30 protein-coding genes are annotated in these 24,862 nt (G+C 69.1%); 10 read left to right on the forward strand and 20 right to left on the reverse strand.

Annotated features, from left to right (window positions below; translation table 11 throughout):
- Positions 1-190: 190 nt before the first annotated feature.
- A complete protein-coding gene (locus ACZ7M3_RS25400; protein ID WP_472065813.1) occupies positions 191-2,458 on the reverse strand; it encodes a (Fe-S)-binding protein in 2,268 nt (755 codons plus the stop codon).
- A 282-nt stretch (positions 2,459-2,740) separates the two neighbouring features.
- Between ACZ7M3_RS25400 and ACZ7M3_RS25405 the strand changes: the two genes are divergently transcribed.
- The 5 genes from ACZ7M3_RS25405 to ACZ7M3_RS25425 all read left to right on the forward strand — a co-directional run bounded on the left by ACZ7M3_RS25405 (position 2,741) and on the right by ACZ7M3_RS25425 (position 8,088).
- Positions 2,741-3,808 (forward strand): MraY family glycosyltransferase, encoded by a 1,068-nt coding sequence (locus tag ACZ7M3_RS25405; RefSeq protein WP_472065814.1) that lies wholly within the window; start codon positions 2,741-2,743, stop codon positions 3,806-3,808.
- Positions 3,809-3,903: 95 nt separating this feature from the next.
- Positions 3,904-5,754, forward strand: a complete 1,851-nt coding sequence (gene dnaK / locus ACZ7M3_RS25410) for a molecular chaperone DnaK (protein ID WP_067374231.1) — start codon at positions 3,904-3,906, stop codon at positions 5,752-5,754.
- Positions 5,751-6,419 carry a nucleotide exchange factor GrpE gene (grpE, locus tag ACZ7M3_RS25415; RefSeq protein WP_355304315.1) on the forward strand — a complete coding sequence of 223 codons (669 nt, stop codon included), beginning with the start codon at positions 5,751-5,753 and terminating at the stop codon, positions 6,417-6,419. The genes dnaK and grpE overlap by 4 nt, the downstream gene beginning before the upstream one ends.
- A 33-nt stretch (positions 6,420-6,452) precedes the next feature.
- Positions 6,453-7,637 (forward strand): molecular chaperone DnaJ, encoded by a 1,185-nt coding sequence (dnaJ, locus tag ACZ7M3_RS25420; protein WP_054231330.1) that lies wholly within the window; start codon positions 6,453-6,455, stop codon positions 7,635-7,637.
- Between the two features lie 4 nt (positions 7,638-7,641).
- Positions 7,642-8,088: a heat shock protein transcriptional repressor HspR gene (locus ACZ7M3_RS25425; RefSeq protein WP_054231331.1), complete on the forward strand. Its 447-nt coding sequence runs from the start codon at positions 7,642-7,644 to the stop codon at positions 8,086-8,088.
- On the opposite strand, the gene ACZ7M3_RS25430 is transcribed toward ACZ7M3_RS25425, so the two are convergent.
- Positions 8,085-8,729, reverse strand: coding sequence for a hypothetical protein (locus tag ACZ7M3_RS25430; protein ID WP_472065815.1), 645 nt, complete (start codon positions 8,727-8,729; stop codon positions 8,085-8,087). The genes ACZ7M3_RS25425 and ACZ7M3_RS25430 overlap by 4 nt on opposite strands.
- An 805-nt stretch (positions 8,730-9,534) precedes the next feature.
- Here ACZ7M3_RS25430 and ACZ7M3_RS25435 point away from each other — a divergent pair.
- Positions 9,535-10,662: a sugar ABC transporter substrate-binding protein gene (locus ACZ7M3_RS25435; RefSeq protein WP_472065816.1), complete on the forward strand. Its 1,128-nt coding sequence runs from the start codon at positions 9,535-9,537 to the stop codon at positions 10,660-10,662.
- Positions 10,663-10,772: 110 nt separating this feature from the next.
- Here the strand turns inward: ACZ7M3_RS25435 and ACZ7M3_RS25440 are convergent, their stop codons facing one another.
- From ACZ7M3_RS25440 to ACZ7M3_RS25480, 9 genes are all read right to left on the reverse strand, one after another.
- The gene (locus ACZ7M3_RS25440; RefSeq protein ID WP_095853492.1) at positions 10,773-11,027 is read right to left on the reverse strand and encodes a hypothetical protein; all 255 of its coding nucleotides are present in this window, start codon (positions 11,025-11,027) and stop codon (positions 10,773-10,775) included.
- Positions 11,014-11,250 carry a putative antibiotic biosynthesis monooxygenase gene (locus ACZ7M3_RS25445; RefSeq protein WP_097225262.1) on the reverse strand — a complete coding sequence of 79 codons (237 nt, stop codon included), beginning with the start codon at positions 11,248-11,250 and terminating at the stop codon, positions 11,014-11,016. The genes ACZ7M3_RS25440 and ACZ7M3_RS25445 overlap by 14 nt, the downstream gene beginning before the upstream one ends.
- A 50-nt stretch (positions 11,251-11,300) precedes the next feature.
- On the reverse strand, positions 11,301-12,140 hold the full coding sequence (locus ACZ7M3_RS25450; RefSeq protein ID WP_472065817.1) for a peptidoglycan-binding protein: 840 nt from the start codon (positions 12,138-12,140) through the stop codon (positions 11,301-11,303).
- 7 nt (positions 12,141-12,147) lie between these two features.
- Positions 12,148-12,789: a hypothetical protein gene (locus tag ACZ7M3_RS25455; protein ID WP_393019947.1), complete on the reverse strand. Its 642-nt coding sequence runs from the start codon at positions 12,787-12,789 to the stop codon at positions 12,148-12,150.
- Between the two features lie 79 nt (positions 12,790-12,868).
- A complete protein-coding gene (locus ACZ7M3_RS25460; protein WP_355304324.1) occupies positions 12,869-13,033 on the reverse strand; it encodes a hypothetical protein in 165 nt (54 codons plus the stop codon).
- Positions 13,030-15,411, reverse strand: coding sequence for a hypothetical protein (locus ACZ7M3_RS25465; protein WP_472065818.1), 2,382 nt, complete (start codon positions 15,409-15,411; stop codon positions 13,030-13,032). Before ACZ7M3_RS25465 ends, ACZ7M3_RS25460 begins: the two co-directional genes overlap by 4 nt.
- A complete protein-coding gene (locus tag ACZ7M3_RS25470) occupies positions 15,398-16,237 on the reverse strand; it encodes a hypothetical protein (RefSeq protein WP_388395548.1) in 840 nt (279 codons plus the stop codon). The genes ACZ7M3_RS25465 and ACZ7M3_RS25470 overlap by 14 nt, the downstream gene beginning before the upstream one ends.
- 9 nt (positions 16,238-16,246) lie before the next feature.
- Positions 16,247-17,242, reverse strand: a complete 996-nt coding sequence (locus tag ACZ7M3_RS25475; RefSeq protein WP_355615394.1) for a hypothetical protein — start codon at positions 17,240-17,242, stop codon at positions 16,247-16,249.
- 38 nt (positions 17,243-17,280) lie between these two features.
- A complete protein-coding gene (locus tag ACZ7M3_RS25480) occupies positions 17,281-17,895 on the reverse strand; it encodes a hypothetical protein (RefSeq protein ID WP_355615397.1) in 615 nt (204 codons plus the stop codon).
- Positions 17,896-17,956: 61 nt separating this feature from the next.
- On the opposite strand from ACZ7M3_RS25480, the gene ACZ7M3_RS25485 reads away from it, so the two are divergent.
- Positions 17,957-18,364, forward strand: coding sequence for a hypothetical protein (locus ACZ7M3_RS25485; RefSeq protein ID WP_355304334.1), 408 nt, complete (start codon positions 17,957-17,959; stop codon positions 18,362-18,364).
- A gap of 6 nt (positions 18,365-18,370) precedes the next feature.
- Here the strand turns inward: ACZ7M3_RS25485 and ACZ7M3_RS25490 are convergent, their stop codons facing one another.
- From ACZ7M3_RS25490 to ACZ7M3_RS25520, 7 genes are all read right to left on the reverse strand, one after another.
- The gene (locus ACZ7M3_RS25490; RefSeq protein WP_472065819.1) at positions 18,371-18,538 is read right to left on the reverse strand and encodes a hypothetical protein; all 168 of its coding nucleotides are present in this window, start codon (positions 18,536-18,538) and stop codon (positions 18,371-18,373) included.
- A gap of 242 nt (positions 18,539-18,780) precedes the next feature.
- On the reverse strand, positions 18,781-19,071 hold the full coding sequence (locus tag ACZ7M3_RS25495) for a hypothetical protein (protein WP_452965889.1): 291 nt from the start codon (positions 19,069-19,071) through the stop codon (positions 18,781-18,783).
- Positions 19,072-19,192: 121 nt separating this feature from the next.
- On the reverse strand, positions 19,193-19,789 hold the full coding sequence (locus ACZ7M3_RS25500; RefSeq protein ID WP_095853481.1) for a phage tail tube protein: 597 nt from the start codon (positions 19,787-19,789) through the stop codon (positions 19,193-19,195).
- Positions 19,790-19,838: 49 nt separating this feature from the next.
- Complete coding sequence (locus ACZ7M3_RS25505) at positions 19,839-20,240, reverse strand: hypothetical protein (protein WP_121415501.1); 402 nt, start codon at positions 20,238-20,240, stop codon at positions 19,839-19,841.
- Between the two features lie 302 nt (positions 20,241-20,542).
- A complete protein-coding gene (locus tag ACZ7M3_RS25510; protein ID WP_351294971.1) occupies positions 20,543-20,731 on the reverse strand; it encodes a MerR family DNA-binding transcriptional regulator in 189 nt (62 codons plus the stop codon).
- Positions 20,728-21,240, reverse strand: a complete 513-nt coding sequence (locus ACZ7M3_RS25515; protein ID WP_472065820.1) for a hypothetical protein — start codon at positions 21,238-21,240, stop codon at positions 20,728-20,730. The genes ACZ7M3_RS25510 and ACZ7M3_RS25515 overlap by 4 nt, the downstream gene beginning before the upstream one ends.
- A complete protein-coding gene (locus tag ACZ7M3_RS25520; protein WP_472065821.1) occupies positions 21,237-21,548 on the reverse strand; it encodes a WhiB family transcriptional regulator in 312 nt (103 codons plus the stop codon). The genes ACZ7M3_RS25515 and ACZ7M3_RS25520 overlap by 4 nt, the downstream gene beginning before the upstream one ends.
- Before the next feature lie 413 nt (positions 21,549-21,961).
- Between ACZ7M3_RS25520 and ACZ7M3_RS25525 the strand changes: the two genes are divergently transcribed.
- The 3 genes from ACZ7M3_RS25525 (at position 21,962) to ACZ7M3_RS25535 (ending at position 23,733) form a co-directional block, all read left to right on the forward strand.
- A complete protein-coding gene (locus tag ACZ7M3_RS25525) occupies positions 21,962-22,330 on the forward strand; it encodes a helix-turn-helix domain-containing protein (protein ID WP_472065938.1) in 369 nt (122 codons plus the stop codon).
- A gap of 217 nt (positions 22,331-22,547) precedes the next feature.
- Positions 22,548-23,039: a hypothetical protein gene (locus ACZ7M3_RS25530; RefSeq protein WP_472065822.1), complete on the forward strand. Its 492-nt coding sequence runs from the start codon at positions 22,548-22,550 to the stop codon at positions 23,037-23,039.
- Positions 23,040-23,193: 154 nt separating this feature from the next.
- Entirely contained in the window at positions 23,194-23,733 is a 540-nt protein-coding gene (locus ACZ7M3_RS25535; RefSeq protein ID WP_472065823.1) for a hypothetical protein, read from the forward strand.
- On the opposite strand, the gene ACZ7M3_RS25540 is transcribed toward ACZ7M3_RS25535, so the two are convergent.
- Positions 23,711-23,899, reverse strand: coding sequence for a DUF397 domain-containing protein (locus tag ACZ7M3_RS25540; RefSeq protein ID WP_472065824.1), 189 nt, complete (start codon positions 23,897-23,899; stop codon positions 23,711-23,713). The genes ACZ7M3_RS25535 and ACZ7M3_RS25540 overlap by 23 nt on opposite strands.
- Before the next feature lie 9 nt (positions 23,900-23,908).
- A complete protein-coding gene (locus ACZ7M3_RS25545; protein ID WP_472065825.1) occupies positions 23,909-24,781 on the reverse strand; it encodes a helix-turn-helix domain-containing protein in 873 nt (290 codons plus the stop codon).
- Positions 24,782-24,862 lie beyond the last annotated feature (81 nt).

The following is a 24,862-nucleotide window of genomic DNA, read 5'->3' on the forward strand; positions in this document are numbered from 1 at the left end:
GCGTCGTGGTGTTTCGAACTGACCGCGATAGGCAGATGTGGGCCAGGCCCGGCGGTCGCGACCGCGCCTGGACGAAGTCTCGGTGGCACAGATCTGCCAATTGCTGTACCTCGAAAGGGGGCGGAAACGACGACACCCCATGTCCCCGGTGAACCGGGGGCATGGGGTGTCGTTCTCTCGGAGGGCTCGGTTACTTCACCGGCTCAGGCTCGGGCTCGCTCTCCGCCTCCGCCGCCCCCGCCGGATCGACCGGCGTCTTGACGGAGTCGAGGAGGAGCTGGGCCACGTCGACGACCTGAACGGACTCCTTGGCCTGGCCGTCGTTCTTCTTGCCGTTGACCGAGTCGGTCAGCATCACGAGGCAGAACGGGCAGGCCGTGGACACGATGTCCGGGTTCAGCGAAAGAGCCTCGTCGACGCGCTCGTTGTTGATGCGCTTGCCGATCCGCTCCTCCATCCACATCCGCGCACCACCGGCACCGCAGCAGAAGCCACGCTCCTTGTGGCGGTGCATCTCCTGCTGACGCAGGCCCGGGACGGCCGACATGATCTCGCGCGGCGGCGTGTAGATCTTGTTGTGGCGGCCCAGGTAGCAGGGGTCGTGGTAGGTGATGAGGCCGTCCACCGGGGTGACCGGCAGCAGCTTGCCCTCGTCGATGAGGTGCTGGAGCAGCTGGGTGTGGTGGATGACCTCGTAGTCGCCGCCGAGCTGCGGGTACTCGTTGCCGATGGTGTTGAGGCAGTGCGGGCAGGTCGCGACGATCTTCTTCGCCGACTTCGGCTTCTTCGTCGACTCGTCCTCGTCATCCTCGCCGAAGGCCATGTTCAGCGCGGCGACGTTCTCCATTCCGAGCTCCTGGAAGAGGGGCTCGTTGCCGAGACGGCGCGCGGAGTCACCGGTGCACTTCTCGTCGCCGCCCATGATGGCGAACTTGACGCCCGCCATGTGCAGGAGCTCCGCGAAGGCCTTCGTGGTCTTCTTGGCGCGGTCCTCCAGGGCGCCGGCGCAGCCGACCCAGTACAGGTACTCGACCTCGGACAGGTCCTCGATGTCGCGTCCGACGACCGGGATCTCGAAGTCGACCTCCTTCGTCCACTCGAGGCGCTGCTTCTTGGCCAGGCCCCAGGGGTTGCCCTTCTTCTCCAGGTTCTTGAGCATCGTGCCCGCCTCGGACGGGAACGCGCTCTCGATCATCACCTGGTAGCGGCGCATGTCGACGATGTGGTCGATGTGCTCGATGTCGACCGGGCACTGCTCGACGCACGCGCCGCACGTGGTGCAGGACCACAGCACGTCGGGGTTGATGACGCCGTTCTCCTCGAACGTGCCGATCAGGGGGCGCTCGGCCTCGGCGAGCGCGGCGGCGGGCACGTCGGCCAGCTGCTCCGCCGACGCCTTCTCCTCGCCCTCCATGTTCTTGCCGCCGCCCGCGAGCAGGTAGGGCGCCTTGGCGTGGGCGTGGTCGCGCAGCGACATGATGAGGAGCTTGGGGGAGAGCGGCTTGCCCGTGTTCCAGGCGGGGCACTGCGACTGGCAGCGGCCGCACTCGGTGCACGTGGAGAAGTCCAGCAGGCCCTTCCAGGAGAACTGCTCGACCTGGCTGACACCGAAGACGTCGTCCTCGCCGGGGTCGGTGAAGTCGATGGCCTTGCCGTCACTCGTCATCGGCAGCAGCGCGCCGAGGGCGGTCTCGCCCTTCGCGTTCCGCTTGAACCAGATGTTCGGGAAGGCGAGGAAGCGGTGCCAGGCGACACCCATGTCCGTCTTGAGGGAGACCGTGATCATCCAGATGAAGGACGTCCCGATCTTGATCATCGCGGTGAGGTAGATCAGGTTCTGGAGCGTGCCGACGCTCGTCCACTTGAAGACGGCGACGATCGGGTACGAGGCGAAGTACGCGGCCTCGTAGCCGTGCACGTCGGCGAGGGCACCCTCCAGGCCGCGCAGGGTCATGATCGCGAGGCCGATGATGAGGATGACCGACTCGACGAAGTAGGCCTGGCCGGCGTTGGACCCGGCGAAGCGGGACTTGCGGCCAGGCCGGTCGGGCCGGGACAGCTGGCGGATCACGATGAGCGTGAGGATGCCGAGGGTCGTCATCAGGCCGATGAACTCGACGAAGATCTCGTACGGCAGCCAGTGCCCGATGATGGGCAGCGTCCAGTCGGCCTGGAAGAGCTGCCCGAAGGCGTTCACCAGCGTGGCGACGAGGGAGAAGAAGCCGACCGCCACGAACCAGTGCGCGACGCCGACCACCCCCCACCGGTTCATCCGGGTGTGGCCGAGGAACTCCCGGACCACCGTGACGGTGCGCGCGGTCCAGTCGTCGGTGCGGGTGCCCGCGGGGACGTCCTGGCCGAGCCGTACGAACCGGTAGATCTGCGCGATGGCGCGGGAGAACAGCGCCACGCCGACCACGGCGAGTACCAGCGACACAATGATCGCGGCGAGTTGCATTCGGGGGCTCCTCGGGCCTGCGAGGGAGGGAGCTGAAGGCCGACCTTCAGCCGATTACTAAGCGGTAACTTATGCAGTCCGTCTGAGACTACCCATATCTTCCGCCGCACTGTAGCCAGCGGTGCGGTGATCTGCGTCGCTGAGGTCCACCTGAGTCGCCGAAGTCACCGACCGGCAGTTGCGCACGTCACCGGCCGTCGACTGCCGGGGTCTCCGGCCGACACGTAAACCCGATCGTGCTATATGCGGCGTATTTGCGACATTTAACACTAAATTGGCGGCGTGCTGTACGGAATCGCCGCCGCCACCTCCGCCCTGCTCCTCGCCGCCTTGCTCGCCGCCCTGCTGCGGCTCCTCGCCCTGCGCCTGGGCGTGGTCGAACGGCGGCGGGCGCGCGCGGTGCCGCTGCTCGGCGGGGTCGCGGTGGTGGCGGTCACGGCGTTCGTCGCCGGGGTCGGGGACTGGACGGACGTGGCGCCGCTGGGGCCGGCGGCCGGGCGGCTGCTGGCCGCCGGGATCGGGGTCGGTGCCCTCGGACTCGTCGCCGACCTGTGGCCCCCGCCGACTCTTGTGCGGGTTCCGCTCCAGGCGGCCGTCGTGACCGGCGCCGCCGCGCTGACCGTGCCCTACGGCGAGCTCGGCCCGGTGGCCGGGGCGGTGGCCGTCGGCTGGATCGCCCTCGCCACCCATGCCTTCACCTCGCTCGATCACGCCGACGGAGTGATGGGGACGGTCGCGGTGGTGACCGCCTTCGCGCTGAGCGGCTGCGCGGCCGCCGAGGTCATGGACGGGCTCGCGGCGCTGCTGAGCGTGCTGGCCGCCGCGCTGACCGGGTTCCTGATGCACAACTGGCCCCCGGCCCGGATCGTGCCGGGGCGCTGCGGCGCGCTGTTCGTCGGGTTCCTGCTGACCTCGGCGGCGGTACTGGTGCACACCGGGCGGGCGGCCGGGTCGAGCGTGGGCGCCGGGTTCGCGCTGACGGCCGTGGCGACCGCCGACTCCGTACTGGTGCTGGTGTCGCGGCGGCGAGCCGGGCGTCCGCTGCTGCGCGGCGCCCCCGATCATCTGGTCCACCGGCTGCGGCGCCTCGGCGTCACACCCCAGGGCGCCGCGGTCGTCGTGGGGGTCACCGGCTTCGCGGCTGCACTCGTCGGGATGCTGATCGACATGGGATGGGTGAGCGCGACGGCGGCGTTGTGGGTGGCGGGCTGCGTCTGTGTCGCCGTACTCGCGCTGCTTCGGATCCCCACTTACGGGGGACGGCATGTCCCCTCGTACGGGAGTCGGTTGACCGTGAAGCCGCAGGTCGGACCCCATGTGCAAGCACACCTGCGTGTAAGCAAGAGATAAGACTTGAGCCCCCGTGACTCATGTCTGTTGACCCAGCAATGAGTGTGGTGCACACTTGAGTCCGTTCCACTCAAGTCATTGCTGGAGGAATTGAAATGGCACGTGCGGTCGGCATCGACCTGGGCACGACTAACTCCGTCGTCAGCGTTCTTGAAGGCGGCGAGCCCACCGTCATCACCAACGCAGAGGGCGCCAGGACCACGCCGTCCGTCGTCGCCTTCGCCAAGAACGGCGAGGTGCTCGTCGGCGAGGTCGCCAAGCGCCAGGCGGTCACGAACGTGGACCGGACCATCCGCTCCGTGAAGCGTCACATGGGCACGGACTGGAAGATCGAGCTCGACGGGAAGAACTTCAACCCGCAGCAGATGAGCGCCTTCATCCTGCAGAAGCTGAAGCGCGACGCCGAGGCCTACCTGGGCGAGAAGGTCACGGACGCGGTCATCACCGTCCCGGCCTACTTCAACGACTCCGAGCGCCAGGCGACGAAGGAGGCCGGCGAGATCGCGGGCCTGAACGTCCTGCGCATCGTGAACGAGCCCACGGCCGCCGCCCTCGCGTACGGCCTGGACAAGGACGACCAGACGATCCTCGTCTTCGACCTCGGTGGCGGCACCTTCGACGTGTCCCTCCTGGAGATCGGCGACGGCGTCGTCGAGGTGAAGGCCACCAACGGCGACAACCACCTCGGTGGTGACGACTGGGACCAGCGTGTCGTCGACTACCTGGTGCAGCAGTTCCGCTCCGGTCACGGCGTGGACCTCGCCAAGGACAAGATGGCGCTCCAGCGTCTGCGCGAAGCCGCCGAGAAGGCGAAGATCGAGCTGTCCTCGTCCACCGAGACCTCGATCAACCTGCCCTACATCACGGCCTCCGCCGAGGGCCCGCTGCACCTGGACGAGAAGCTCACGCGCGCCCAGTTCCAGCAGCTCACCGCGGACCTTCTGGAGCGCTGCAAGACGCCGTTCCACAACGTCATCAAGGACGCGGGCATCAACCTCTCCGAGATCGACCACGTCGTTCTCGTCGGTGGCTCCACCCGCATGCCCGCCGTCGCCGAGCTCGTCAAGGAGCTGACCGGCGGCCAGGACGCCAACAAGGGCGTCAACCCGGACGAGGTCGTCGCCATCGGCGCCGCCCTGCAGGCCGGTGTCCTCAAGGGTGAGGTCAAGGACGTCCTGCTCCTCGACGTCACCCCGCTGTCCCTCGGCATCGAGACCAAGGGCGGCATCATGACGAAGCTCATCGAGCGGAACACGACGATCCCGACCAAGCGGTCCGAGATCTTCACCACCGCCGAGGACAACCAGCCGTCCGTCCAGATCCAGGTCTACCAGGGCGAGCGCGAGATCGCGGCGTACAACAAGAAGCTCGGGATGTTCGAGCTGACCGGTCTGCCGCCGGCCCCGCGCGGTGTCCCGCAGATCGAGGTCGCCTTCGACATCGACGCCAACGGCATCATGCACGTGACCGCGAAGGACCTGGGCACGGGCAAGGAGCAGAAGATGACCGTCACCGGCGGCTCCTCGCTGCCGAAGGACGAGGTCGACCGGATGCGCCAGGAGGCCGAGCAGTACGCGGACGAGGACCACAAGCGCCGCGAGGCCGCCGAGACCCGCAACCAGGGCGAGCAGCTCGTCTACCAGACCGAGAAGTTCCTCAAGGACAACGAGGACAAGGTCCCGGGTGACGTCAAGACCGAGGTCGAGGCCTCCATCGCCGAGCTGAAGGAGAAGCTCAAGGGCGAGGACACCGCCGAGATCCGCACCGCCACGGAGAAGGTCGCCGCGGTCTCCCAGAAGCTCGGCCAGGCCATGTACGCCGACGCCCAGGCCGCGCAGGCCGCCGGTGGCGCCGAAGGTGCCCCCGGCGCCGAGCAGGCCAAGGCCGATGACGATGTCGTCGACGCCGAGATCGTCGACGAGGACCGCAAGGACGGTGCCGCGTGACGGAGGAGACCCCGGGCTTCGAAGAGAAGCCTGACGTCCCCTCCGGCGCCACCCCTGACGACGCCGAGCCGCAGGCCGCCACCCCCTCCACGGAGGAGGCGGCGGCCCCGGCCGGGGACGCATCAGCAGCACAACTGGCCGGTCTGACCGCACAGCTGGACCAGGTCCGTACGGCGCTCGGCGAGCGCACGATGGACCTCCAGCGGCTCCAGGCCGAGTACCAGAACTACCGCCGCCGGGTCGAGCGCGATCGGATCGCGGTCAAGGAGATCGCCATCGCGAACCTCCTGACCGAACTCCTGCCGGTGCTCGACAACATCGCCCGCGCGCGGGACCACGGCGAACTGGTCGGCGGCTTCAAGTCGGTGGCCGAGTCGCTGGAGACCGTCGCGGCGAAGATGGGCCTTCAGCAGTTCGGCAAGGAGGGCGAGCCCTTCGACCCGATGATCCACGAGGCCCTGATGCACTCGTACGCGCCGGACGTCACGGAGACGACGTGCGTGGCGATTCTGCAGCCGGGGTATCGCATCGGCGAGCGCACCATCCGCCCCGCGCGGGTGGCGGTCGCCGAACCCCAGCCGGGGGCGCAGACCGTCAAGGCGGACTCCCAGGATTCCGCCGAGGCGGCCGACGACAAGGAGAGCGGTGGCCCGGACGAGGGCTGACGTTGAACGCATGAGAGAGGAGGGGCGTCGAGGATGAGCACCAAGGACTTCATCGAGAAGGACTTCTACAAGGTCCTCGGCGTCCCCAAGGACGCCACCGAGGCAGAGATCAAGAAGGCGTACCGGAAGCTCGCCCGCGAGTTCCACCCGGACGCCAACAAGGGCAACGCCAAGGCCGAGGAGCGTTTCAAGGAGATCTCCGAGGCGAACGACGTGCTCGGAGACCCCAAGAAGCGCAAGGAGTACGACGAGGCACGCGCTCTCTTCGGCAACGGCGGCTTCCGTCCGGGTCCCGGCGCGGGCGGCGGCAACTTCAACTTCGACCTGGGCGACCTCTTCGGAGGCGGCGCCCAGGGCGGGGCGGGCGGTGCCGGTGGTTTCGGCGGCGGCATCGGAGACGTCTTCGGGGGCCTGTTCAACCGCGGCGGCGCGGGCACGGGTACGCGGACCCAGCCCCGGCGCGGCCAGGACATCGACACCGAGGTGACGCTCAGCTTCACCGAGGCGGTGGACGGCGCGACGGTCCCGCTGCGGATGACGTCCCAGGCGCCCTGCAAGGCCTGTTCGGGCACCGGCGACGCGAACGGCACACCGCGCGTGTGCCCGACGTGCGTCGGCACCGGCCAGGTCGCGCGCGGCTCCGGCGGCGGCTTCTCGCTCACGGACCCCTGCCCGGACTGCAAGGGCCGCGGTCTCATCGCGGAGAACCCCTGCGAGATCTGCCACGGCAGCGGTCGCGCCAAGTCCTCGCGCACGATGCAGGTCCGCATCCCGGCGGGGGTGAGCGACAGCCAGCGCATCCGCCTCCGCGGCAAGGGCGCACCCGGCGAACGGGGCGGCCCGGCCGGCGACCTGTACGTCACGGTCCACGTGGACGCCCACCCGGTCTTCGGCCGCAAGGGCGACAACCTCACCGTCACCGTGCCCGTCACCTTCGCGGAGGCGGCACTCGGCGGCGAGGTGCGCGTACCGACCCTGGGCGGCCCCCCGGTCACCCTGAAACTGCCCCCGGGCACGCCCAACGGCCGTACGATGCGGGCCCGCGGCAAGGGTGCCGTCCGCAAGGACGGTACGCGCGGCGACCTCCTGGTCACCGTCGAGGTCGCGGTCCCCACGGACGTGTCGGGCAAGGCTCGCGACGCCCTGGAGGCGTATCGCGAGGCAACCGCGGGCGAGGACCCACGGGCGGAGCTGTTCCAGGCCGCGAAGGGAGCATGAGCAGATGGACGGCCGTCGTCGAAACCCCTATGAACTGACCGAGGAGACCCCGGTCTACGTCATCTCGGTGGCGGCCCAGCTCTCCGGCCTGCACCCGCAGACCCTGCGCCAGTACGACCGCCTCGGCCTGGTCTCCCCGGACCGCACCGCCGGCCGGGGCCGGCGCTACTCGGCCCGCGACATCGAACTGCTCCGCACGGTGCAGGCGCTGTCCCAGGACGAGGGCATCAACCTGGCCGGCATCAAGCGCATCATCGAGCTGGAGAACCAGGTGGCGGCCCTCCAGTCCCGCGTCGCGGAACTGGAATCGGCCCTGGACGGCGCCGCTGCCGCGATGCAGCAGCGCGAGGCCGCGGTGCACGCCTCGTACCGCCGCGACCTGGTCCCGTACCAGGAGGTCCAGCAGACGAGCGCGCTGGTGGTCTGGCGGCCGAAGAGGCAGTCGGACTAGCTCCCACGTACGAAGGGGGTGGAGAGGTCGTCGACCTCTCCACCCCCTTCGGCATTCCTCAACTCACCGCGCCGGTGTCGAAGTACTCGAACGCTCCGGCCGAGGTCTCGTGGATCTTCTCGTACGCTCGGCGTGGTGTCGAGCTCGGTCGCGGCCACGGCCGTCCGGGTCCGCTTGAAGGAGGAGTTCCCGGACGTGTCGATGGCGTCGACGAAGAAGCAGACGCGGTCGCCGTCGGGGCGGGTGGTGTACGAGTACGAGGTGGTGTCGACCGGCGGATACGCCGTCAGCGTCCCGGAGCACACCTGCTCCTCGCCCTCGTCGCCCAAGAGCTCACCCCAGTAGACGGTGTACCGACCGAGGTCGGTGGCCGGGTTCTTGTCCCACTCCACCTCGAAGCCGTACTCGGTCGGGGTGACCGTCAGCCCGGTGACGGCGGGCGGCGGGGTGAGGTCCTCGCGCTCGCCGGCGGCGGCCACGGAACGCGCGGACTCGTTGCCCACCGCGTCGAGAACGGTCACCTGGTAGTAGTAGGCGACGCTCTCCAGGGCCGAGGTGTCCAGGTACGAGAGCTTGTCCGTACTGCCCACCCGGGTGTACACGCCGTTCTCGCTCGTCGCCCGGTAGACGCGGTAGGACACCGCTCCCGTGACCCCGTTCCAGTCGAGCCGCAGCCCGCGGGGCGTGGCGGTCGGCGAACCCAGTTTCGACTGCGAGACGGAAGTCCCGCTCGGGGTGAGGGGCTTGACCTTGTCGACGGTGGCGGTGGTGCGGGGGTGTAGGCGAAGGAGACGTTGGCGGCGCCGGTCCAGTTGGCGTAGTCGATGCGCAGGGTGTGCTTGCCGGAGGGGACGGTGACGTTGACGGGAAGGGCGAAGGGACCTCCCGAACCGAAGTCCCTCGTCACGGTCCAGCGGACGCCGAAGTTGTCCTTCGGGAGGCCGGAGGCGGGGGCCTTCGTGCCCCAGTTCTCGCCGACCGCGGCGTCGCAGTCCGTTTTCTTCGGTGTGTGGGAGAAAGTGGTGTTCGCGTAGAACTGCCGCTTGTACACCGGTGATGCGCGGCTGCTCGCGGCGGAGGCGGGCGCCCCCGAGCCGGCGAGCAGGCCCCCGGGGGTGGCGATCGTCAGCGTCGCGGCGAGCGCCGGCCCACTCCGCCCAACTGGCCTCATGCTTCCCCTGTTTCGTGCTGCGTTGTGTGCGGCCGCCATCGAGACTCCCGGAGGTGGGGGAGGGTTGTATGTCGCCGGGGAGCGAGTGACGCAAGTCAATCAGAGGGGTTCTGTGGAAGTGGCGGCGCACCCCCTTCCCATCGTGTTCACTTGGGGAACACAGAATGCTGTTGCCATCTCGTTAAGTGGTTACTCCTTGACGCTGAGGTGATCGCCGCGTTGGCTTTCAGCCACCTGGGTCGCAAAGCAGCTACCTCGCCCGGAAGGCACCTGATGTGAACACTCGTAACACCCGGCTTCGTCGTACCGCCATAGCCCTGGCTTGCTCCGCGATGACCGTCTCCCTCGCCGCCTGCGGTGTCGTGGACGGGATCGGCGGCAGCGACACCAAGGCGAGCCCGACCAAGGGTGACGACATCACGGTTGGTCTGCTCCTCCCTGAGAAGGCCAACACCCGTTACGAGAAGTTCGACCACCCGATCATCGAGCAGCAGGTCGCCAAGCTCACCAACGGCAAGGGCAAGGTCGAATCCGCCAACGCGGAGCAGAGCGCGTCCAAGCAGAGCCAGCAGTTCCAGCAGATGGTGAACGACAAGGTCGACGTGATCCTCGTCGACGCGGTGGACTCCAAGGCCATCGCGAGCGACGTGCAGAAGGCCAAGGACGCGGGCATCCCCGTCATCGCCTACGACCGTCTGGCGCAGGGCCCGATCGACGCGTACATCTCCTTCGACAACGAGCTCGTCGGCCAGGTGCAGGGCAAGGCCCTCCTGGAGGCGCTGGGCCCCAACGCCTCCACGAAGAAGATCGTCATGATGAACGGTTCGCCCACCGACCCGAACGCGGCGCAGTTCAAGTCGGGCGCCCTGGGTGAGCTCAACGGCAAGGTCGTCATCTCCAAGACGTACGACACCAAGGACTGGGACCCGGTCGTCGGCAAGGCCAACATGGAGAAGGCCATCTCGGCCATCGGCCTGAACAACATCGCCGGTGTCTACTCCGCCAACGACGGTCTCGCGGGCGCCGCCATCGACGCCCTGAAGACCATGGGCGTCAGCAAGGTGCCGCCGGTCACCGGCCAGGACGCCGAGCTGGACGCGGTGCAGCGGATCGTCCGGGGCGAGCAGTACATGAGCGTCTACAAGTCCTACCCCGATGAGGCCACCGCGGCTGCCGAGATGGCCGTGGCGAAGGTCCAGGGGCGTGGCATCGAATTCGACGCGCTCACCCGCGACAAGGTCGACAGCCCCACGAACACGAAGATCCCCTCCCAGCTGATGCCCGTGGTCGCCCTGACCAAGGCGAACATCAAGGAGACGGTGATCCAGGACGGCATCTACACCGTCAAGCAGATCTGCACGGCCTCGACCAAGGCGGACTGCACGGCGATCGACCTCAAGTAGTCGTGCTCCCGCACTGACGACTTGCACCGACGTCCCGCACTGACGTATTTCCCTGACGAACGCGCGGGAGCCCTGGGCGAGGGGTTCCCGCGCGTTCGGCGGATCAGGGGTCAGCGCCCCATCGACTGCCAGATCGTCAGCGCCAGCGCCGTGCACGAGGTGGCGGCCGCGAGGGAGGGCAGGGGCCAGCGGGTGCGTTCCAGGGCGTCGAGGCGGGACTCGTGCTCGTCGAGGGTCTTGTCGGTCTGGTCGGCGCGTTGCAGGAGGAGGGCGAGGTCGCCGCGGGTGGTGGCGAACCCGACGTCGACCGAGCGGCGCAGCCGCTCCAGTTCCAGGGCGACGCTCTCGGCCTCAGTCGTCGGCATCGGCGGTTTCTCCGCGGGAGGGCCCACGCAGCCACCCCGGCAGCAGCCGGTCCACCGCGGGCATCGCCATCACCCGGCTGAGCAGCGCGGCGCCGCCCACCACGGCCGTGAGCGCGGGTACGTCCCGGATCAGCGGGTCGTCGGCGACCAGCGGCAGGACGGTGATCAGAGCGAACAGGGTCTGGAGTGTCGTACGCAGGGTTCTGCGGCCGGCGTCGCTCATCTCCGGGCTCCTTTCGGGTGTTCCAGTGCTTCTCGAGTACGTCCGGCCCCCTAGGTGCGCGGGACGCGCAGCTTGTCCCAGCTGGTGCGGCCCGGGGTGCCGTCGGCGTCCTCGCCGACGTAGCCGAGCCCGCGCTGCCAGGCCGCGTACGACAGGACGTCGGCCTGCGTCCACACCGGGCCGGGGCCGGTCGAGTAGCGCCCGCACCCCTCCGCGACCAGTCGCTCGCCGACGGCTGTGATCAGCGGGCTGCGGCGGCCGAGCGCGAAGAACGCGGCGCCGGGGAAGGGTTCGTACGAGACCGGGCGGGAGCCGAGCCGGGCCGCCACCCGTTGCCGCGTCCCGGACATCGAGAACGACGGGTCGATCTTGCGGCGGGTCCACTCCTTGTGCGCGATCACGCTGGACGCGGACCAGTCGTGGGCGCGGCAGATCGCGGCGGAAAGCCGTTCCACGGCGGTGAGTTGGGCGGCCGGGTAGGGGTCACGCCCGTTGCCCAGGTTTTCGATCTCGAAGCCGTAGAAGCGGGCGTTGCCGTCCACGGCGTCCGGTCCGGGGGCGGGCAGTGCGGCCCGTTCGGCCCGTACGGCGTCCAGGACCGCGGTCGAGCCCGCACCGGCGTGGTTGGTGCGGCCGTAGCCGACCAGGTGGACGGTGCCGTCCTTGGTGATCAGGCCGATGCAGAGCGGGCCCGGCAGGTCCGCGGTGCCCTCGCGGCACAGGCGGAGGCTGTCGGTGCCCGCCGTGTGGTGGAGCATGACGCCGTGGACCGGGCCCCAGGCGCCTCGGCTGTTGCGGTTGTGGGTGCGCCAGTTGCCGCTCTCGGATAGGACGACGCCCTCGTCGCGCAGGGCGCGGGCGAGGGCGTCGGCGGTCAGGGGTGTGGCCATGTGTGCCTCACATCACGGGAGTTACGGTGATGAATCGGTTGGCGAAGGTCGCGGTGCTGGTGGTCGCGGCCGACTTGTAGGCGGCGGTCGCGGTGTAGACGCCGTTCACGGTGAGCCCGGTGACCTGGAACTGGGTCGTGGCGGAGCACTGGTTGGTGCCCACGACGAGTGCCGCGCGGGTGTCGGCGGCGGCGAGCGCGACCGTCGTGTTCAGGCGGATGTTCGCCGACATGTGGCAGGCCGTGGCCGCGCTGCTGCTGATGCGCGCGCCCACCGAGACGAGCACGGCGCCGGAGGCCGGAGCGGTGAAGGTGACGGTGGTCGGGTCGCCGGTGGAGCCGGTGAGGGTCTCCACGTACGCCGTCGACGTCGTCGTACCGGCCGTGGTGTTGGCCTTGTGGACCGGGCCGGGTGCCAGCTGCGTCCAGGCGCTGCCGGTGTAGTACCAGTACTGCTTGGGCGTGCCGAGCCAGCAGAGCATGCCCGCCACCGGGGCGGTCACCTTGGCGTCGCGGGTCGCGGCGTCCGCGAAGCGCAGCACGGTGCGGCCGTCGACGGCCTCCGCGAGCGACTGGATGTGCACGGGGATGTTCGCGGCGTCGGCCGGCTGCGGGTAGGGCAGGCTGCCGAGCGGGGTGAGCAGGGCCATGACGGCTTCCTCCTGGATCCTGGGGTGCGTACGGGACGACTGATCGCGTACGGGACGCGCGTACGGGACGAGGGGGCGGTCAGTCGCCCAGGGGCGGCGGGAGTGAGCCGACCGGTGTGCCGCCGTCGCCGTCGCGTGCCGCGGCGCTGTCGACCGGGACCGGATGCGCCACGTTCGCGTCGTCGTCGGCGGTCCCCGGCGGTGGTTCCTCCGCTCGTGGTTCTTCCGGGGGCAGTTCGCTCATGCCGCACCTCCCGGCGCCTTGAGCAGTTCGCGGTAGGTGATCCTGCTGGTGGTCAGCGCGTCGAGGGTGGCGTTCTGCGCGTCGATCAGGGCGTACGTCCGCTGGTTGCCGTACTCCGGATCGACCGGCGGGTCGGGGGTGAGCCCGGAGTCGGTCGGAACGCCGTTGTAGGAGGTACCGCGCAGGGTCAGCGTCTGTTGTGGGGCGGCCCCCGCCTGGCAGGTGGTGCGGATGCCCACGACCCAGGCGAGGGTGTCGAGCGTGGCCCCGCTGGTGTCCACCACCCGCACCACGTCACCGAGTTGGATGCGTGGATCGTGCAGCACCTCCACCTCGCCGAGCACCGGGACCGGATAGCGGCCGGCGTCGAGCATGGCGTGCGAGAGGTCCGAGGCGACCTGCTGCTGTTGCACCCAGTCGGTCGCGGGCGCCTGGTAGACCTGCTTGCCGTAGGCGGTCTGGCTGGTGGTGTTGTACCAGGCGAACGACCGCAGGCGGGGATCGCCCGTGCGCTTCTGCGGGACGATCTGCACGGAGGGCTTGCCGTCCTTGGTGACCGTCCAGACGCTCGCCGTGCCGTGGTTGGCGAACCGCACGAGGTAGTTCGGGCCGTCGCGCCGCGAGCTGACCGTCACCGCGCCCTTCACCGAGGTGCCGCCGGCCGCCGCGCTGCCGAAACGGACCCGGTGGCCGCCGACGGGTGCCACGTCGTCCTCGATCTGGAGCGGGCCGACGTCGAGTTCCTCCTCGGCGATGGCGTACGCGACCTCCACCCAGCCGCCCGGCCTGACCTCCCGCACGACGGTGTCGGTGACGGTGTCGCTGTAGGTGTGGCTGATGCCGGTCCAGTCCTGGTAAGGCTGTTCGCAGTGGTTGCGGCAGGCGTCGATCTCCTCGGAGACGGTGAGGGCGGCGATGTCGCGCCGGGTGGTCACCGTGAGGTCGGGCCTGGCGGGCACCGTCCGGAACCGGCCGGGCCCGCGCCAGCGGAAGACGCCCTGCTCGTCGAACTCGGCGGTGGACATGGTGGCGCGGGCGATCTCGGTGAGGGCGTCCCACTGGGAGCCGGAGATCTTCGGCACGTCGTAGAGCGGCACCGTCGCGTCGTCGAGCACCGCGCCCTTGGTCCAGCGGCCCTTCTGCTCCCACTCCTCGGCGGTGTACGAGTCGAGGTCCGGCCAGGAGCGGTCGGTGACCTGGAGGCACTCGACGGCCACGTCGGTCTTCAGACTGATCTGGTACAGCTCGGAAGGTGGCTGCACCGAGGCGGCGTCGGAGAAGGTGTAGGGGGCCGTCGGCGGGGTGACGTACTCCCCGTCGGGTGCGGTGAGCCGCGGGTACACGGTCGCCGGGGTGTTCCCGCCGACGGCACCGGCCCGGGTGTCCACGGTGAACCCGAGGTGCCACACGCCCTTGAGCGAGGCGAGCTTGGGAATGGTCCAACTGGCGACCAGACCGCCGCCGCCGACCGTGCCCGAGGTGATCTTCACGACGCCGGTGGCGAAGTAGACGTTCAGGGCGTAGTTCCCGTACGCGCCGGCGCTGCGGTCGAAGATCAGCTTGAGTTCGAGTTCGTTGCCCACCGCGAGGGCGGTGTTCACGTGCAGCTCGGCCTGGAACACCTTCCCCGCGACGACGAAGCGGGAGCGTGGCATCCAGGACGCCGTGAGCCCGGCCGCCTTGGGCATCAGCGCCATCTCGTACGGCGCCCCGTCCCGCACCCAGGAGTACGCGGACGGGGCCGGGAAGGTCTCGGGCTGGCCGTACGTGGCGTTGAAGCCGCCGTGCAGTGAGGCGTAGAGCGCGGTGAACGGCCGGGTGGTGTCGTCGGCCACGCCGGGGGCGCGGGGCGGCGGGCAGCTGTGGATGCCGCCCTGGCGCAGGACCTCGTCCACGCACCAGGTCGCGGTCGCCACGGGCTGCCCGTAGCGCAGCCCGTGGTACGGCCGTGGCAGCTGCGCGGGTCCGCGCAGCCGTTCCGCGCCGTCGAGCGCCTGGACGGTGACGGTGTCGCTGCCGGACGCGGCCGTGCGGGACCGGACGGCGCCGCGGAAGGCGGGGACGGTGCGGTCGTTCGCGCCCGCCGCGTGGACCACGGACTGCCCGGGCCGTACGACGTCGCCGCTGGCGCGGGCCGACCAGGCCGAGTACAGCCGGGGCGCGGGCGCACCGCTGCCGCCGAGCGACAGCTCCAGCTGGGCCGAGGCGCTCCCGGAGAAGGCGCGCAGCGCCTCAGGCAGATCGGTGCTGTAGGCCCGCTCCACCTTCCAGGACTGCACCTGGCCGCCCATCTCCCGGCCGCCGAGCCGGGTGGAGTGGGCCGGGATCCGCTCGGTGGCGGCGAGCGCGGCGGCGAGTCTTTCGTCAGAGTTCTGCACCGCGCACCTCCACCAGGTCGACGCTGACGTTGCGGTAAGGCAGCCGCGCGGACGGGACGTCGCTGTACGCGGTCACGGACATCGCCGGGCAGCCGTCGCCGAGCGCGTGGGCGGCCGGGGCCTCGCCGATGGTCAGGCAGGCTCCGGCCAGCCCCGCGGGGCCGGCCGCGCCGGGTCCGCCGACCGGGGTGACGAAGGCGGCCCCGGCCGGGGCGACCCCGGAGACGGTCGGTCCGGTCACGGACAAGGTGCTGAGATATGCCCCGTCGGCGGCCTTCCAGTCGAGCTGGGCGGTGGCGAGTGCCGGGTTCCAGTCGGCCGGGACCAGCCAGGACACCTGCATGCCGGGCATCACCGGCCAGCCGGTCCACACGCCGTGCCGCCAGCCGATCCGGGTGTTCTCCTGGAAGTCGGCGACGACGGTGTCCCCGGTCAGGGGGCTGACGACCATGGTGCCGGTGATGGCGAACCAGTGGTCGGTGCCGTTGCTCTCGCTCTGCGCGGCGGCCTGGTAGGGGTCGAGCAGGTTCACCGAGGCCGGGTCGAGCACCGCGAGCGGACCGTACGACGGCTGCGCGCTGCCCAGCAGACCGGGCCCGTTGATCCGGCGGGCGAGCCGGGAGAGGTGCTGGGCGTCGTCGGGCGCGAGGGAGTCCCAGGAGAACTTGAGCCGGCGGACGGTACGGGCCGGGGCCACGGTGGTGATCCGCCCCTCCAGGGACTTGAACTCCGTGACGTTGAGTTCCGCCGACCGGTCCCAGCTCTTGGCCGCCTGGTCGATCTCCCGGAGAAGTCCGGGCTTGCCGATCCAGAGATTCCTTGCCATGTCCCTGCCTCACCTCCGGGCGAGCTTGCGCTGCCCGAGCTGGACGGCGCGTGCGATGGTCTGGGAGTCCACGTCGATCTGGACGGGCCGGTCGGCGAGCGCCTCGACGGCGGCGGCGAGCCGGCGTAGGCCGCCGCCGGAGCCGAGCATCCGCTCCAGCCGGGACAGCGGGATGACGGCCTCGTGCTCGCCGCCCTCGCCGACGAGGGCGAGGGTGCCGCCGGTGCGGGCGCGCACGATGCCGCCCTGGGCGAGCTGCGGCACCGGGATGGGGGACAGATCGAAGGCGAAGCCCTTGCCGCCGATGACGGGCACCCAGCCAGGGACCTTGAACTTCACGTGATTCAGGCCGCCGATGAGGACGTTGAGCCCGCGCACCAGCATCCGGGTCGGGGTCAGGAACCCGTTCACCACGCCCTTGAACAGCGGTCCGAGGATCTTCGCGGCGGACTGCGAGGAGGACTTGATGTGACTCCAGGCGGCCGTGAGGCCCTTGCGGACGAGGGCGGTGACCTTGTCCATGTTGACGAACTGCGTGATGAGCGGGGTGAGCAGCGTCATGACCAGCCCGAACGGGTTGGCACGCATCGCGAGGTTGAGCCCCTTCTGCGCGGTGGACGCCCCCTTGAGTCCCTTCCCCAGGCCGCCCATGGACTTCCCGCCCTTGTCGGCGTTCTTCCCGGCCTTCCCCACGGACTTCTCGACCGCGTCGGCCTGGTTCTTCACGTCCTTGAGGGCGGCCTTGGTCTTGTCGGCGGAGGACTTGAGCTTGTCGAGGGAGGTCTTGAACTTGTCGGTGGCGGATTTGGATGTGTCGAGGGAACCGCCGACATCACCCAGTCCACCCTTGAGCTTTCCCATGGCGGTGCTGCCGTTGTTCGCACCGGTACGCAGCTTGCCGAGCGCGGAACTTGTCTTGTCCGTGCCGGAACCCGTCAGGATCAGCTCGTTGCGAAAAGCGCGGATGCTTTCTGCGGCCCTTTTGAAAGAGCTTTGAACGGTCACGAGAATCCCTTACTGATCTAGATTCTTGCCGGAGTGGGTCAGGCCGCCACCGAAGCCATGGAATCCAACTTGGTCCGCACTCGTTCCAGGTCCGCACCCATGCCGTCCATCGAGCGTTTGATGGTTGCCCGCTGGGTCTTCACTTGATTCGTCTTCTCTTCTGCTTTCTCGGCCATTTGCTTGACCTTCGTATAGGCGTCGGTCGCCTTCTTGAGGGCCTTCGTCGCTTCCTTCTCCACATCGACGGCGCGCCGGCGTTCCGCCTCGGTCGCCCAGTTGGCGTTGCCTCTCGTCCTCGACAGGAGTCGCTGCGCGGTGTCCGCGGCGTTCTTGGCCCTGCGGCCGGCCGCTTCCGCGCGCTCGCTCAACCTGAGCAGCTTCTTGTCCTGAGCCTCGAGCTTGGCCTTCTCGTCCCGCGCGTACGGCCAGGTCCACTTCTGAACTCCGCCGATGACGATGCCCTTCTCGTCCATCTTGAACGCGGAGACATCGATCTTGAGCGGGGTGAATCCGACCGCGGCGAATCCGGCTGCCACCTTCAGGACGTCCACCGAGGTGCTCAGGCCGTTCAGCTTGTGCTTGAATTTGTCCGCTTCGTCCTTCGTCCAGAAATACCAGACGCTGTCGTTGTTGTTTGCCGGTGTTCCTGCCACGTCAATCTCCGAGCTGCCGAAGGCACTTGTGGCCGCTGGTGACGCATGCCATCATTGCCGAATGGATACGCTGGCCTGGGTCTTCCTCTGTTTGTTTCTCTTCCCGCTGCCCTTCCTGTTCTGGTTCGGATTGATTCCCTTATGGGTGAATCGGCGACTGAAAAGAGTCGGGATAGAGGTGATGGGTCGATGTAGAAATGTCTCCGTCTCCGAAGACCGGTATTCCACGAGTTTTGAATTCGTTACGGAATCCGGAGAGGAGATCATCTACATCTCGCCGCTGAGCGGCACCGTCTGGGGAACTCCCGACGAAGAGGCGCCCATCGTGTACGACCCGAGCGCTCCGTGGCGCAGGGCGCGTAGTCGACGCGAGCTCGATGCGCGTTCGGAGGCCTGGTTCTCGCTGTGGGTGCTGGTCGCTCTGCAGACCCTCTTCGGTGCGGGATTCCTGCTCTATCTGAGCTACTGACCTCGGTCAGAGGAAGAACTGGACAAGCTGGTCCGCCGTTGGAGTGCCCTTTTCACCGGCTGTATCACCCGATGCTCCGCGCTCCGTGTCGGTCGACTCGTTTCCCGGCCGCGGAATCGGTTCCGGGAAGTCCAGTGGTTCGCTGTCGTCGTCACGGTTGACGGTGGCGAACATCCAGTTCGCCTCCGCGAGTTGGTCGATCACGGTCGCGAGCAGGTAGTCGGTCGCCGTCCACTCGGCGGCTTCGCCGTGGAGTTCCTTCAGCAGTGCGCTGTTCCTCGGGAGATGCCGGACCAGGACCGACAGCCGGCGCGAAGAGAGGTGGCCGCGGTGCCAGTCCAGCAGGTCGACCCCGTAGTGGCGGAGCAGATCCGCCTCCAGGGCCTCGGCGTGCTCTTCGACGAGCTCGCCGAGGCTCAGTCTTCCCCCAGGCCCAGCCCCGTCTCCTTGCCGTAGGCCTCCAGGATGGCCGCGATGTCCTGCATCGTGACGTCGTGCTTCTCGAAGCGTGCGAACTGCCGCTCCCCGAGCAGCAGGTGGAGCAGCCCGTCCACGTCGTTGTCGTCGAGGTCGCGCAGCTCGCGCGCGGTCGTACGGGTCAGCTCGGTCGGCAACTCGAAGCTGTCGTCATCAAGTTCGAAGGTCCAGCTGCGCCCGAACGCCTCCAGGCGCTGGGCGCGGGCCGCGTTGACGTTGAATCCGGCCATCGGGGGATCTCCCTTGTCAGATGTACGTGGATGGGGGCCGGGGCGACGGGTGGGGGAGCCCGCCGCCCCGGGTGACGAGCCCTACGGGGCGCCCGTCACGGAAGGTGGATCGGAAGGACCGTCACAGGGCGGCGTACGCCTTGTCCTTCATGATCCACTTGGCCAGTTCGCGGTTGGCGGTCTCCGCCTCCAGCGCGGTGAAGGTGACGCCGAGCTTCACCGACCCGGTCCGGGTGAAGCCCAGCTCCTCGGTCTCGGTGACCTGGCCGCGCGGCAGGATGAAGCGGTACACGGCGTCCGTTCCGTCCGTGAACTCGATGCCGAGCGCCCGCTCGTCCTTGGCCGGGGTGCTCGGGACCAGGAACTCGTAGGTGTCCACGACCGCGGTGCCGCCGACCGAGGTCTGCGCGATGTTGGTGGCCGGGATGCCCATGAAGAAGGAGAGCGTGCTCTTGTTCATCTGGAGCAGCTGGAACTTCACGGTCAGATCGCGGTCGGAGTAGATGAAGCGAGCCGGGCTCGCCGACTGCCAGGTGTCGACCGGGTCGATTTTGTCCTTCTTGTTGAGCTTGATGCCGTCGGTGGAGGTGTACCCCAGCTCCACCCAGCCGGCCGGCCAGGCGTCGTCGGACTTGACCGGCGCGGTGGTACCGGCGGGGGCGACGAGGACCCGGCCGGTACCGGCGACACGGATTTCCTTGCCGTTGTTCGTAGCCATGCGAACTCCTTGTGTGGGACGTGAGGCCTTGGTTCGAGGTGGGGCGGGCTCAGCCGAGGCGCAGCAGGAGCCGGATCGTGGAGCGGTAGCGGTTGGCGGCCGAGCGGGTGTAGTCGGGCAGCCAGCGCGGCCCGTCGGCCTCGGAGACGTCGACGACGGCCGCGGAGCCGTACACGGTGTCGGCCAGCTCCAGCACGCAGGCACGGGCGGACAGTGCCACGGTGTGTGCCGTGGGCTTGTCCGGGCCGTACACCTCCAGGTCGAGCAGCGGCTGGTCGAGATGCTGGTCGTCGACCCAGGCGCCGCCCATGTGCGAGACGAGGACGACCTTCTGGGTGCCGTCGAATCCGGCGGGCGGCCGGCTGTCGACGACGACACCGGTCAGCTCGGCCCGGTTCTTGAGGAAGTCGACGACGAGTTGCTCGGCGTCGGGAAAGGTCAGGATGGCCACATGGACGCTCCCTTCGGGGCCCGGCTTCGTGCCGGGCGGGGGCCCGTTTCCGGGCAACACAAAGCGGCAGGTCCGTCGCCCCCGCTGAGGGTGGGCGCAGCTCTGCCGCTGCATCGAGTGTGACGCGACCGCTCGGATCGTGCAACTGGTCTATTCGGTGCGGGTATTCATCCGGCATGTTCGGGCACATCGCGCACGGCCCGCAGCGCGCCCCGCCGGGTCGGAGCAGCGGCGTGGACCACGAGGACCACGAGGGCCCCGCCGCAGCGTGCGGCGGGGCCCTTGAAGGTGGGGAGGGACGGTCAGCGGTTCCTGCCCGCCCGGTGCGTCGCGCGCTCCGCCGCGAACACGTCCTCCAGGCGATACAGCCGGCGTCGGCCCCGGGTGTCCGCCGGGCGCAGGTGGCCTCGCTGGACCCACTTGCGGATCGTGGCCGTGGAGACCCCGGCCTCGTCCGCCGCCAACTCGGTGGTGATCAGGGGGGAGTTCATGAGGCCTCCGGTTCGAGTACCTGTCGGCACACGGGATTGACGCAGCGCACCTCGGCGCGTTCCGGGAAGGCGCGGAGGGAGACGGAGTCGCAGGTGGGGCAGCGGCCCGGCAGCCGTACCAGTTGTTCGGGGTCGCCCAGCGCCCGTGCGCAGCGGGCGGCCATGCGCCGGCTCTCGTCCTCGACATGTGCGGCGAGGACGGAGTCCGCGGCGACGCGCTCCAGCAGGCCGGCGATCCGGCGCAGCCGCACCGGGACGGGGGCGGGCGGTACGGCCCGCAGCCCGAGCCGTTCCCGTACGGCCTCCTCCAGTTCGACCACGCCGTCGGTGATGTCCCGTACGGCGTCCGAGACGTGCAGCCGTACGGGCAGCGTCGTCCCCGCGACAGGTCCGCCCCCGCGGCGCTCCCGCAGCCCCCCGTGGGCAGCGGGCGCCAACTCGTCGACGAGGTCGGGGAAGCGGCGGACGAGCGAGGCGATCCAGACGGCGCCGGGCAGTTCGCGGTTCATCGTGCGGCTCCCCCCAGTGCGCCCTGCGGCATCGCACGAGACACCTGGCGCCCGTTGCGCCACAGCCGTCCCCCACTCACTCCGTCGAACCACGTGTGCGAGGGGTCGACGACCGCCTCGCATTCGTGACGGATCAGGCACTGATTGCAGGCGCGCAATACCGGTTCGGCCTCGGAGAGGATGCGGGTGAACACGGAGTGTTCGGGAAGATCGGCGCAGGCTGCGGCGCGGCGCCAGTCCAGTTCTTCGCGTGCAGAGGGAAAGCGCCAGGTCGTGGCAGTGGCGGATGCGGTCGGCTGGTTGGGCACGTGCAACCCCTCCCCAGGTGTGGGAACATATGTTCGACAGTTGCGAACGCGCGATCAGAGTCGCATGGTGCGAGCGCGTGCGCAAGTGACTACGCTCCGGAGTCGCGCTCGACCGGAATCAGGGTCGGAGCCGGGGCCGGGGTCCGCTCGGGAGGTGTCGACAGCGCCCGTACCAGCCGCATATGCCGCAATGAGAGCGCCCGCGCAGGTGAGAACTTTACGAATGCGTGCGAGCGCGCACTCCCAGAGGTGCGCGCGCGCTCGGTACTCTTCCCTCGCGACGAGGGGAGAGCCACCGCATGGGTGCAAGCTCGTGGGCCAACGCCTACAACGACCAGGGCCATCGCGCCGACAGTGGCCGAACGCCCAGGGCCGACGGCCTGGAGGAGTTCGCGGTCTGGATAGAAGGACTGATGCGCAGGCGTGGCTACGACATCGACAGCCCGCGGGGCGGTGGCAAGTCCAAGCTCGCCGACGACGCGGGGGTCCACCGGGCCGCGGTCAGTCGGCTGTTGCAACGGCAAAGCATGCCGGATCTGGAGACGATGCGCCGGTTGGCGACGGTTCTGGCCGTTCCCTTGAGGGACATGTTGATCCGGTCCGGTCGGCTGTCGGAGGACGATCTTCCGCTCGACCCGGGGATCGGCGAAACCGCCGGGGGCCCGGCTGCGACACTCAGCCCGGCGGAGGCGGCACGGCTGCTCGGGGTGCCGTCGGAGCTGCAAGAACTTTTCGTGAAGGTGGTTGGCCAGTTCCTGCCGGAGGAACGCAGACGAGAGTGAGGCTTCGGCAGGGGGATTCGGAGCAGCGGTGAAGAGGGGTGTGCAGGTGGGGCACGGGCACGAGGGGGGAGACCCGCAGGCGCGCGACCCGCGTGCGCGTGGTTCGCACGACTCACACGACTCACACGACTCACACGACTCGCACGCACGTGATCCACGCCCACCGGAGGAGGAGGAGGAGGCAGACGGACCGGCCGCCGCACCGGATCCGGACGCCGTGGCGTACACCGTGGGCGGCCTGTTGATCGAGCTGGGGGAGAAGATCCGGCGGGCCGGTACGAAGAGCGTGCGCATCCTCACCGATGACGAGGTGCAGCGGGACCAACTGGCCTGGTTCCGTGCGGGCTGGACCGAGCATGCCCGAGCGACGTCCCCTGGCCGGTCCGACGGCGACCGGCCCGACGGCCCCGAGCCCTCCAACGGCCCCGGCCAGCACCCGGACAGCGAGGGCTTCCCCGTGCCGCCGGCACGACTGCTCCGCTTCCCCGAGCGGCAGCCGGAGGACCACGACCACCAGGACGAGCGCCGCTCCCGTTACGCCGAAGGCCCTCAGGAACACCACAAGACCGACGAGTTACGGCTGCCCGTGGTGGGCGCGGGCGAGTCCCGCACACGCGACCTGATGCCGCACCGGCCGCGCTTACGGCGATTACGGGAGGGCGAGGACGAGGACGACCGGAACGCGCCGCCGGACGGCGAACCGGGCTAGAGCGCGGACAGCAGGACGACGAGGGAGACGGGTGGGTACGCGGCGGTCACCACGCGTGTTCGACAGTCCCGACTCTCGCGTCCCGACTCTCGCGTCCTGACTCTCACGTTCCGGCTGAACCAATCCGGGCCCGCCGGTGTCTCAGAGGGGGACCGTGTTTGTCGTACTTGATGTGCTCGTCGTGCTGGAGGCGTCCGTGACCATGATCGGCCTGTTCTGGATCACCAAGGAAAGCGTCTACGTGGGCGCCGAGCCCGAGGGGTACGGGCGCGGGGTGCGGCTCACCCCCGAGGGGCTTCAGGCCGTGGGTACGGGCCAGGAGGGGTTCTGGTCCTGGGCGGACCTCCGCGCGGTCACCGTTCACGACGTGCAGGTGCGCTCCAGTACCCGGTGGCTGGTGAACAACGCGATGGACACGGTCCTCGACATGGCGATGGGCGGCGGTCAGGCACCGCCCGCGTTCGAACTCCAGGTACGGACGGACGAGGAGAAGGCCGAGCTGACGGTGTACACCGCGCCCGTCGGAGGCTACGTCCAGTCCGAGTACGAGCTGTCGGTGGCGCTGCTGAACCGGTTCGTGGACGGTACGGCGGACGTGGGGCGGCTGCTGGAGTGGGGGAGCGTCGAGGGCGACGGCGTGACGCCCTGGCGGGCCGCGCGCGAGGCCCTGCTCACGAGCTGGGCCGCGGCCTGAGGTGCTGGAGAAGGGCGGCGAGCCCCTCCGGGGTGGCGGCGAGTACGGTGCGGGGTTCGTCGCTCTCGCGTAGGCGGATCGTTCCGTCGGGGGCGGTGGCGAGGTAGAGGCAGTTGCTCTCCGGGCCACCGCTGAAGGATGACTTCTGCCAGTTCAGACGGGACATGTTGGGCTCCTAGAGCGTGTAGAGCAGGTGCTGGATCAGGGCCAGTGAGTCCTTGGTCGCGAGCTCCTCAGACGTGCGCGCGCCGATCGGTGCGAGTGCACTCTCCATGAGTCGGTCGAACATAGTGTCGTACAGGGTGAGGTGTTCGTCCTCGCTCAGGTACAAGGAGCCTGCGGGATGGTCCAGCACAATCGTGCTCAGCTCCCGCACGGGGGTGATGGTGTGCAGGAATGTCCCGCTGAGCGCGGCGTCCAGATCAGCGCCGAACGGGAAGATCTGGACGGTGATGTTGGGCAGTTGGGCCACTTCGATGAGGTGCAGCAGCTGCTCCCGTAGGACGGTCGGGCCGCCGAATCGCATGTGCAGCGCCGCTTCGTGAATCACCGCATGGAAGGCCGGAGCGCTCTCGGAGGTGAGGATCGCCTGGCGTTCCAGGCGGAAGGCGGTGGCCTCGTCGATGTCGCGAACGTTCAGCTTGGGGCTGGAGAAAATGGTGCGGATGTACGCCTCGGTCTGGAGCAGGCCCGGGATGAACAGCGCCTCGTGCGTGCGCAGTGATACCGCGCCGGCCTCCAGTTCGGCGAGATTCATCGCAGCCGAACCGATGTTGCCTTTGTAGGCGCTCCACCAACCCTTGCCGGTTGCCTCGGACATGGCGACCAGCGATTCAATGTGGGGAACGCTTTCGCATCCCAGTGCCTGACAGAGATGCCGCAGTCGGTCCGACAGGATCGAGGTACGCCCGGCTTCGATGTGACTCAGTTGGCCCCGCCCCATGCCGATGCGTTCGGCGGCCTCCCCGGCGGACAAGCCTGCTTGCTCGCGCAGCTTCTTGAGCTCGTGTCCGAGTCGGCGCTGGCGCTCGCTGATGGTGGTGCGCATTCCCAAGGGGTGTCTCCTCAGTCGTCAGGCGAGAGTCTGCCTCGGCAGGGGGAGTTGGTCCGCCAATTCACCGAGGCAGGT

This window comes from Streptomyces sp. NPDC111656, assembly GCF_055656965.1.

Coding starts and splice junctions, on each gene's coding strand:
- ACZ7M3_RS25450 (WP_472065817.1), bottom strand. CDS start 12,140: ATGGCCACACCCCTGACCGCCGACGCCCTCGCCCGCGCCCTGCGCGAC.
- dnaK (WP_067374231.1), top strand. CDS start 3,904: ATGGCACGTGCGGTCGGCATCGACCTGGGCACGACTAACTCCGTCGTC.
- ACZ7M3_RS25425 (WP_054231331.1), top strand. CDS start 7,642: ATGGACGGCCGTCGTCGAAACCCCTATGAACTGACCGAGGAGACCCCG.
- dnaJ (WP_054231330.1), top strand. CDS start 6,453: ATGAGCACCAAGGACTTCATCGAGAAGGACTTCTACAAGGTCCTCGGC.
- ACZ7M3_RS25440 (WP_095853492.1), bottom strand. CDS start 11,027: ATGCCGACGACTGAGGCCGAGAGCGTCGCCCTGGAACTGGAGCGGCTG.
- ACZ7M3_RS25515 (WP_472065820.1), bottom strand. CDS start 21,240: ATGAACCGCGAACTGCCCGGCGCCGTCTGGATCGCCTCGCTCGTCCGC.
- ACZ7M3_RS25545 (WP_472065825.1), bottom strand. CDS start 24,781: ATGCGCACCACCATCAGCGAGCGCCAGCGCCGACTCGGACACGAGCTC.
- ACZ7M3_RS25485 (WP_355304334.1), top strand. CDS start 17,957: ATGGATACGCTGGCCTGGGTCTTCCTCTGTTTGTTTCTCTTCCCGCTG.
- ACZ7M3_RS25460 (WP_355304324.1), bottom strand. CDS start 13,033: ATGAGCGAACTGCCCCCGGAAGAACCACGAGCGGAGGAACCACCGCCG.
- ACZ7M3_RS25470 (WP_388395548.1), bottom strand. CDS start 16,237: ATGGCAAGGAATCTCTGGATCGGCAAGCCCGGACTTCTCCGGGAGATC.
- ACZ7M3_RS25495 (WP_452965889.1), bottom strand. CDS start 19,071: ATGGCCGGATTCAACGTCAACGCGGCCCGCGCCCAGCGCCTGGAGGCG.
- ACZ7M3_RS25455 (WP_393019947.1), bottom strand. CDS start 12,789: ATGGCCCTGCTCACCCCGCTCGGCAGCCTGCCCTACCCGCAGCCGGCC.
- ACZ7M3_RS25500 (WP_095853481.1), bottom strand. CDS start 19,789: ATGGCTACGAACAACGGCAAGGAAATCCGTGTCGCCGGTACCGGCCGG.
- ACZ7M3_RS25490 (WP_472065819.1), bottom strand. CDS start 18,538: ATGTTCGCCACCGTCAACCGTGACGACGACAGCGAACCACTGGACTTC.
- ACZ7M3_RS25525 (WP_472065938.1), top strand. CDS start 21,962: ATGCGCAGGCGTGGCTACGACATCGACAGCCCGCGGGGCGGTGGCAAG.
- ACZ7M3_RS25400 (WP_472065813.1), bottom strand. CDS start 2,458: ATGCAACTCGCCGCGATCATTGTGTCGCTGGTACTCGCCGTGGTCGGC.
- ACZ7M3_RS25510 (WP_351294971.1), bottom strand. CDS start 20,731: ATGAACTCCCCCCTGATCACCACCGAGTTGGCGGCGGACGAGGCCGGG.
- ACZ7M3_RS25540 (WP_472065824.1), bottom strand. CDS start 23,899: ATGTCCCGTCTGAACTGGCAGAAGTCATCCTTCAGCGGTGGCCCGGAG.
- ACZ7M3_RS25445 (WP_097225262.1), bottom strand. CDS start 11,250: ATGAGCGACGCCGGCCGCAGAACCCTGCGTACGACACTCCAGACCCTG.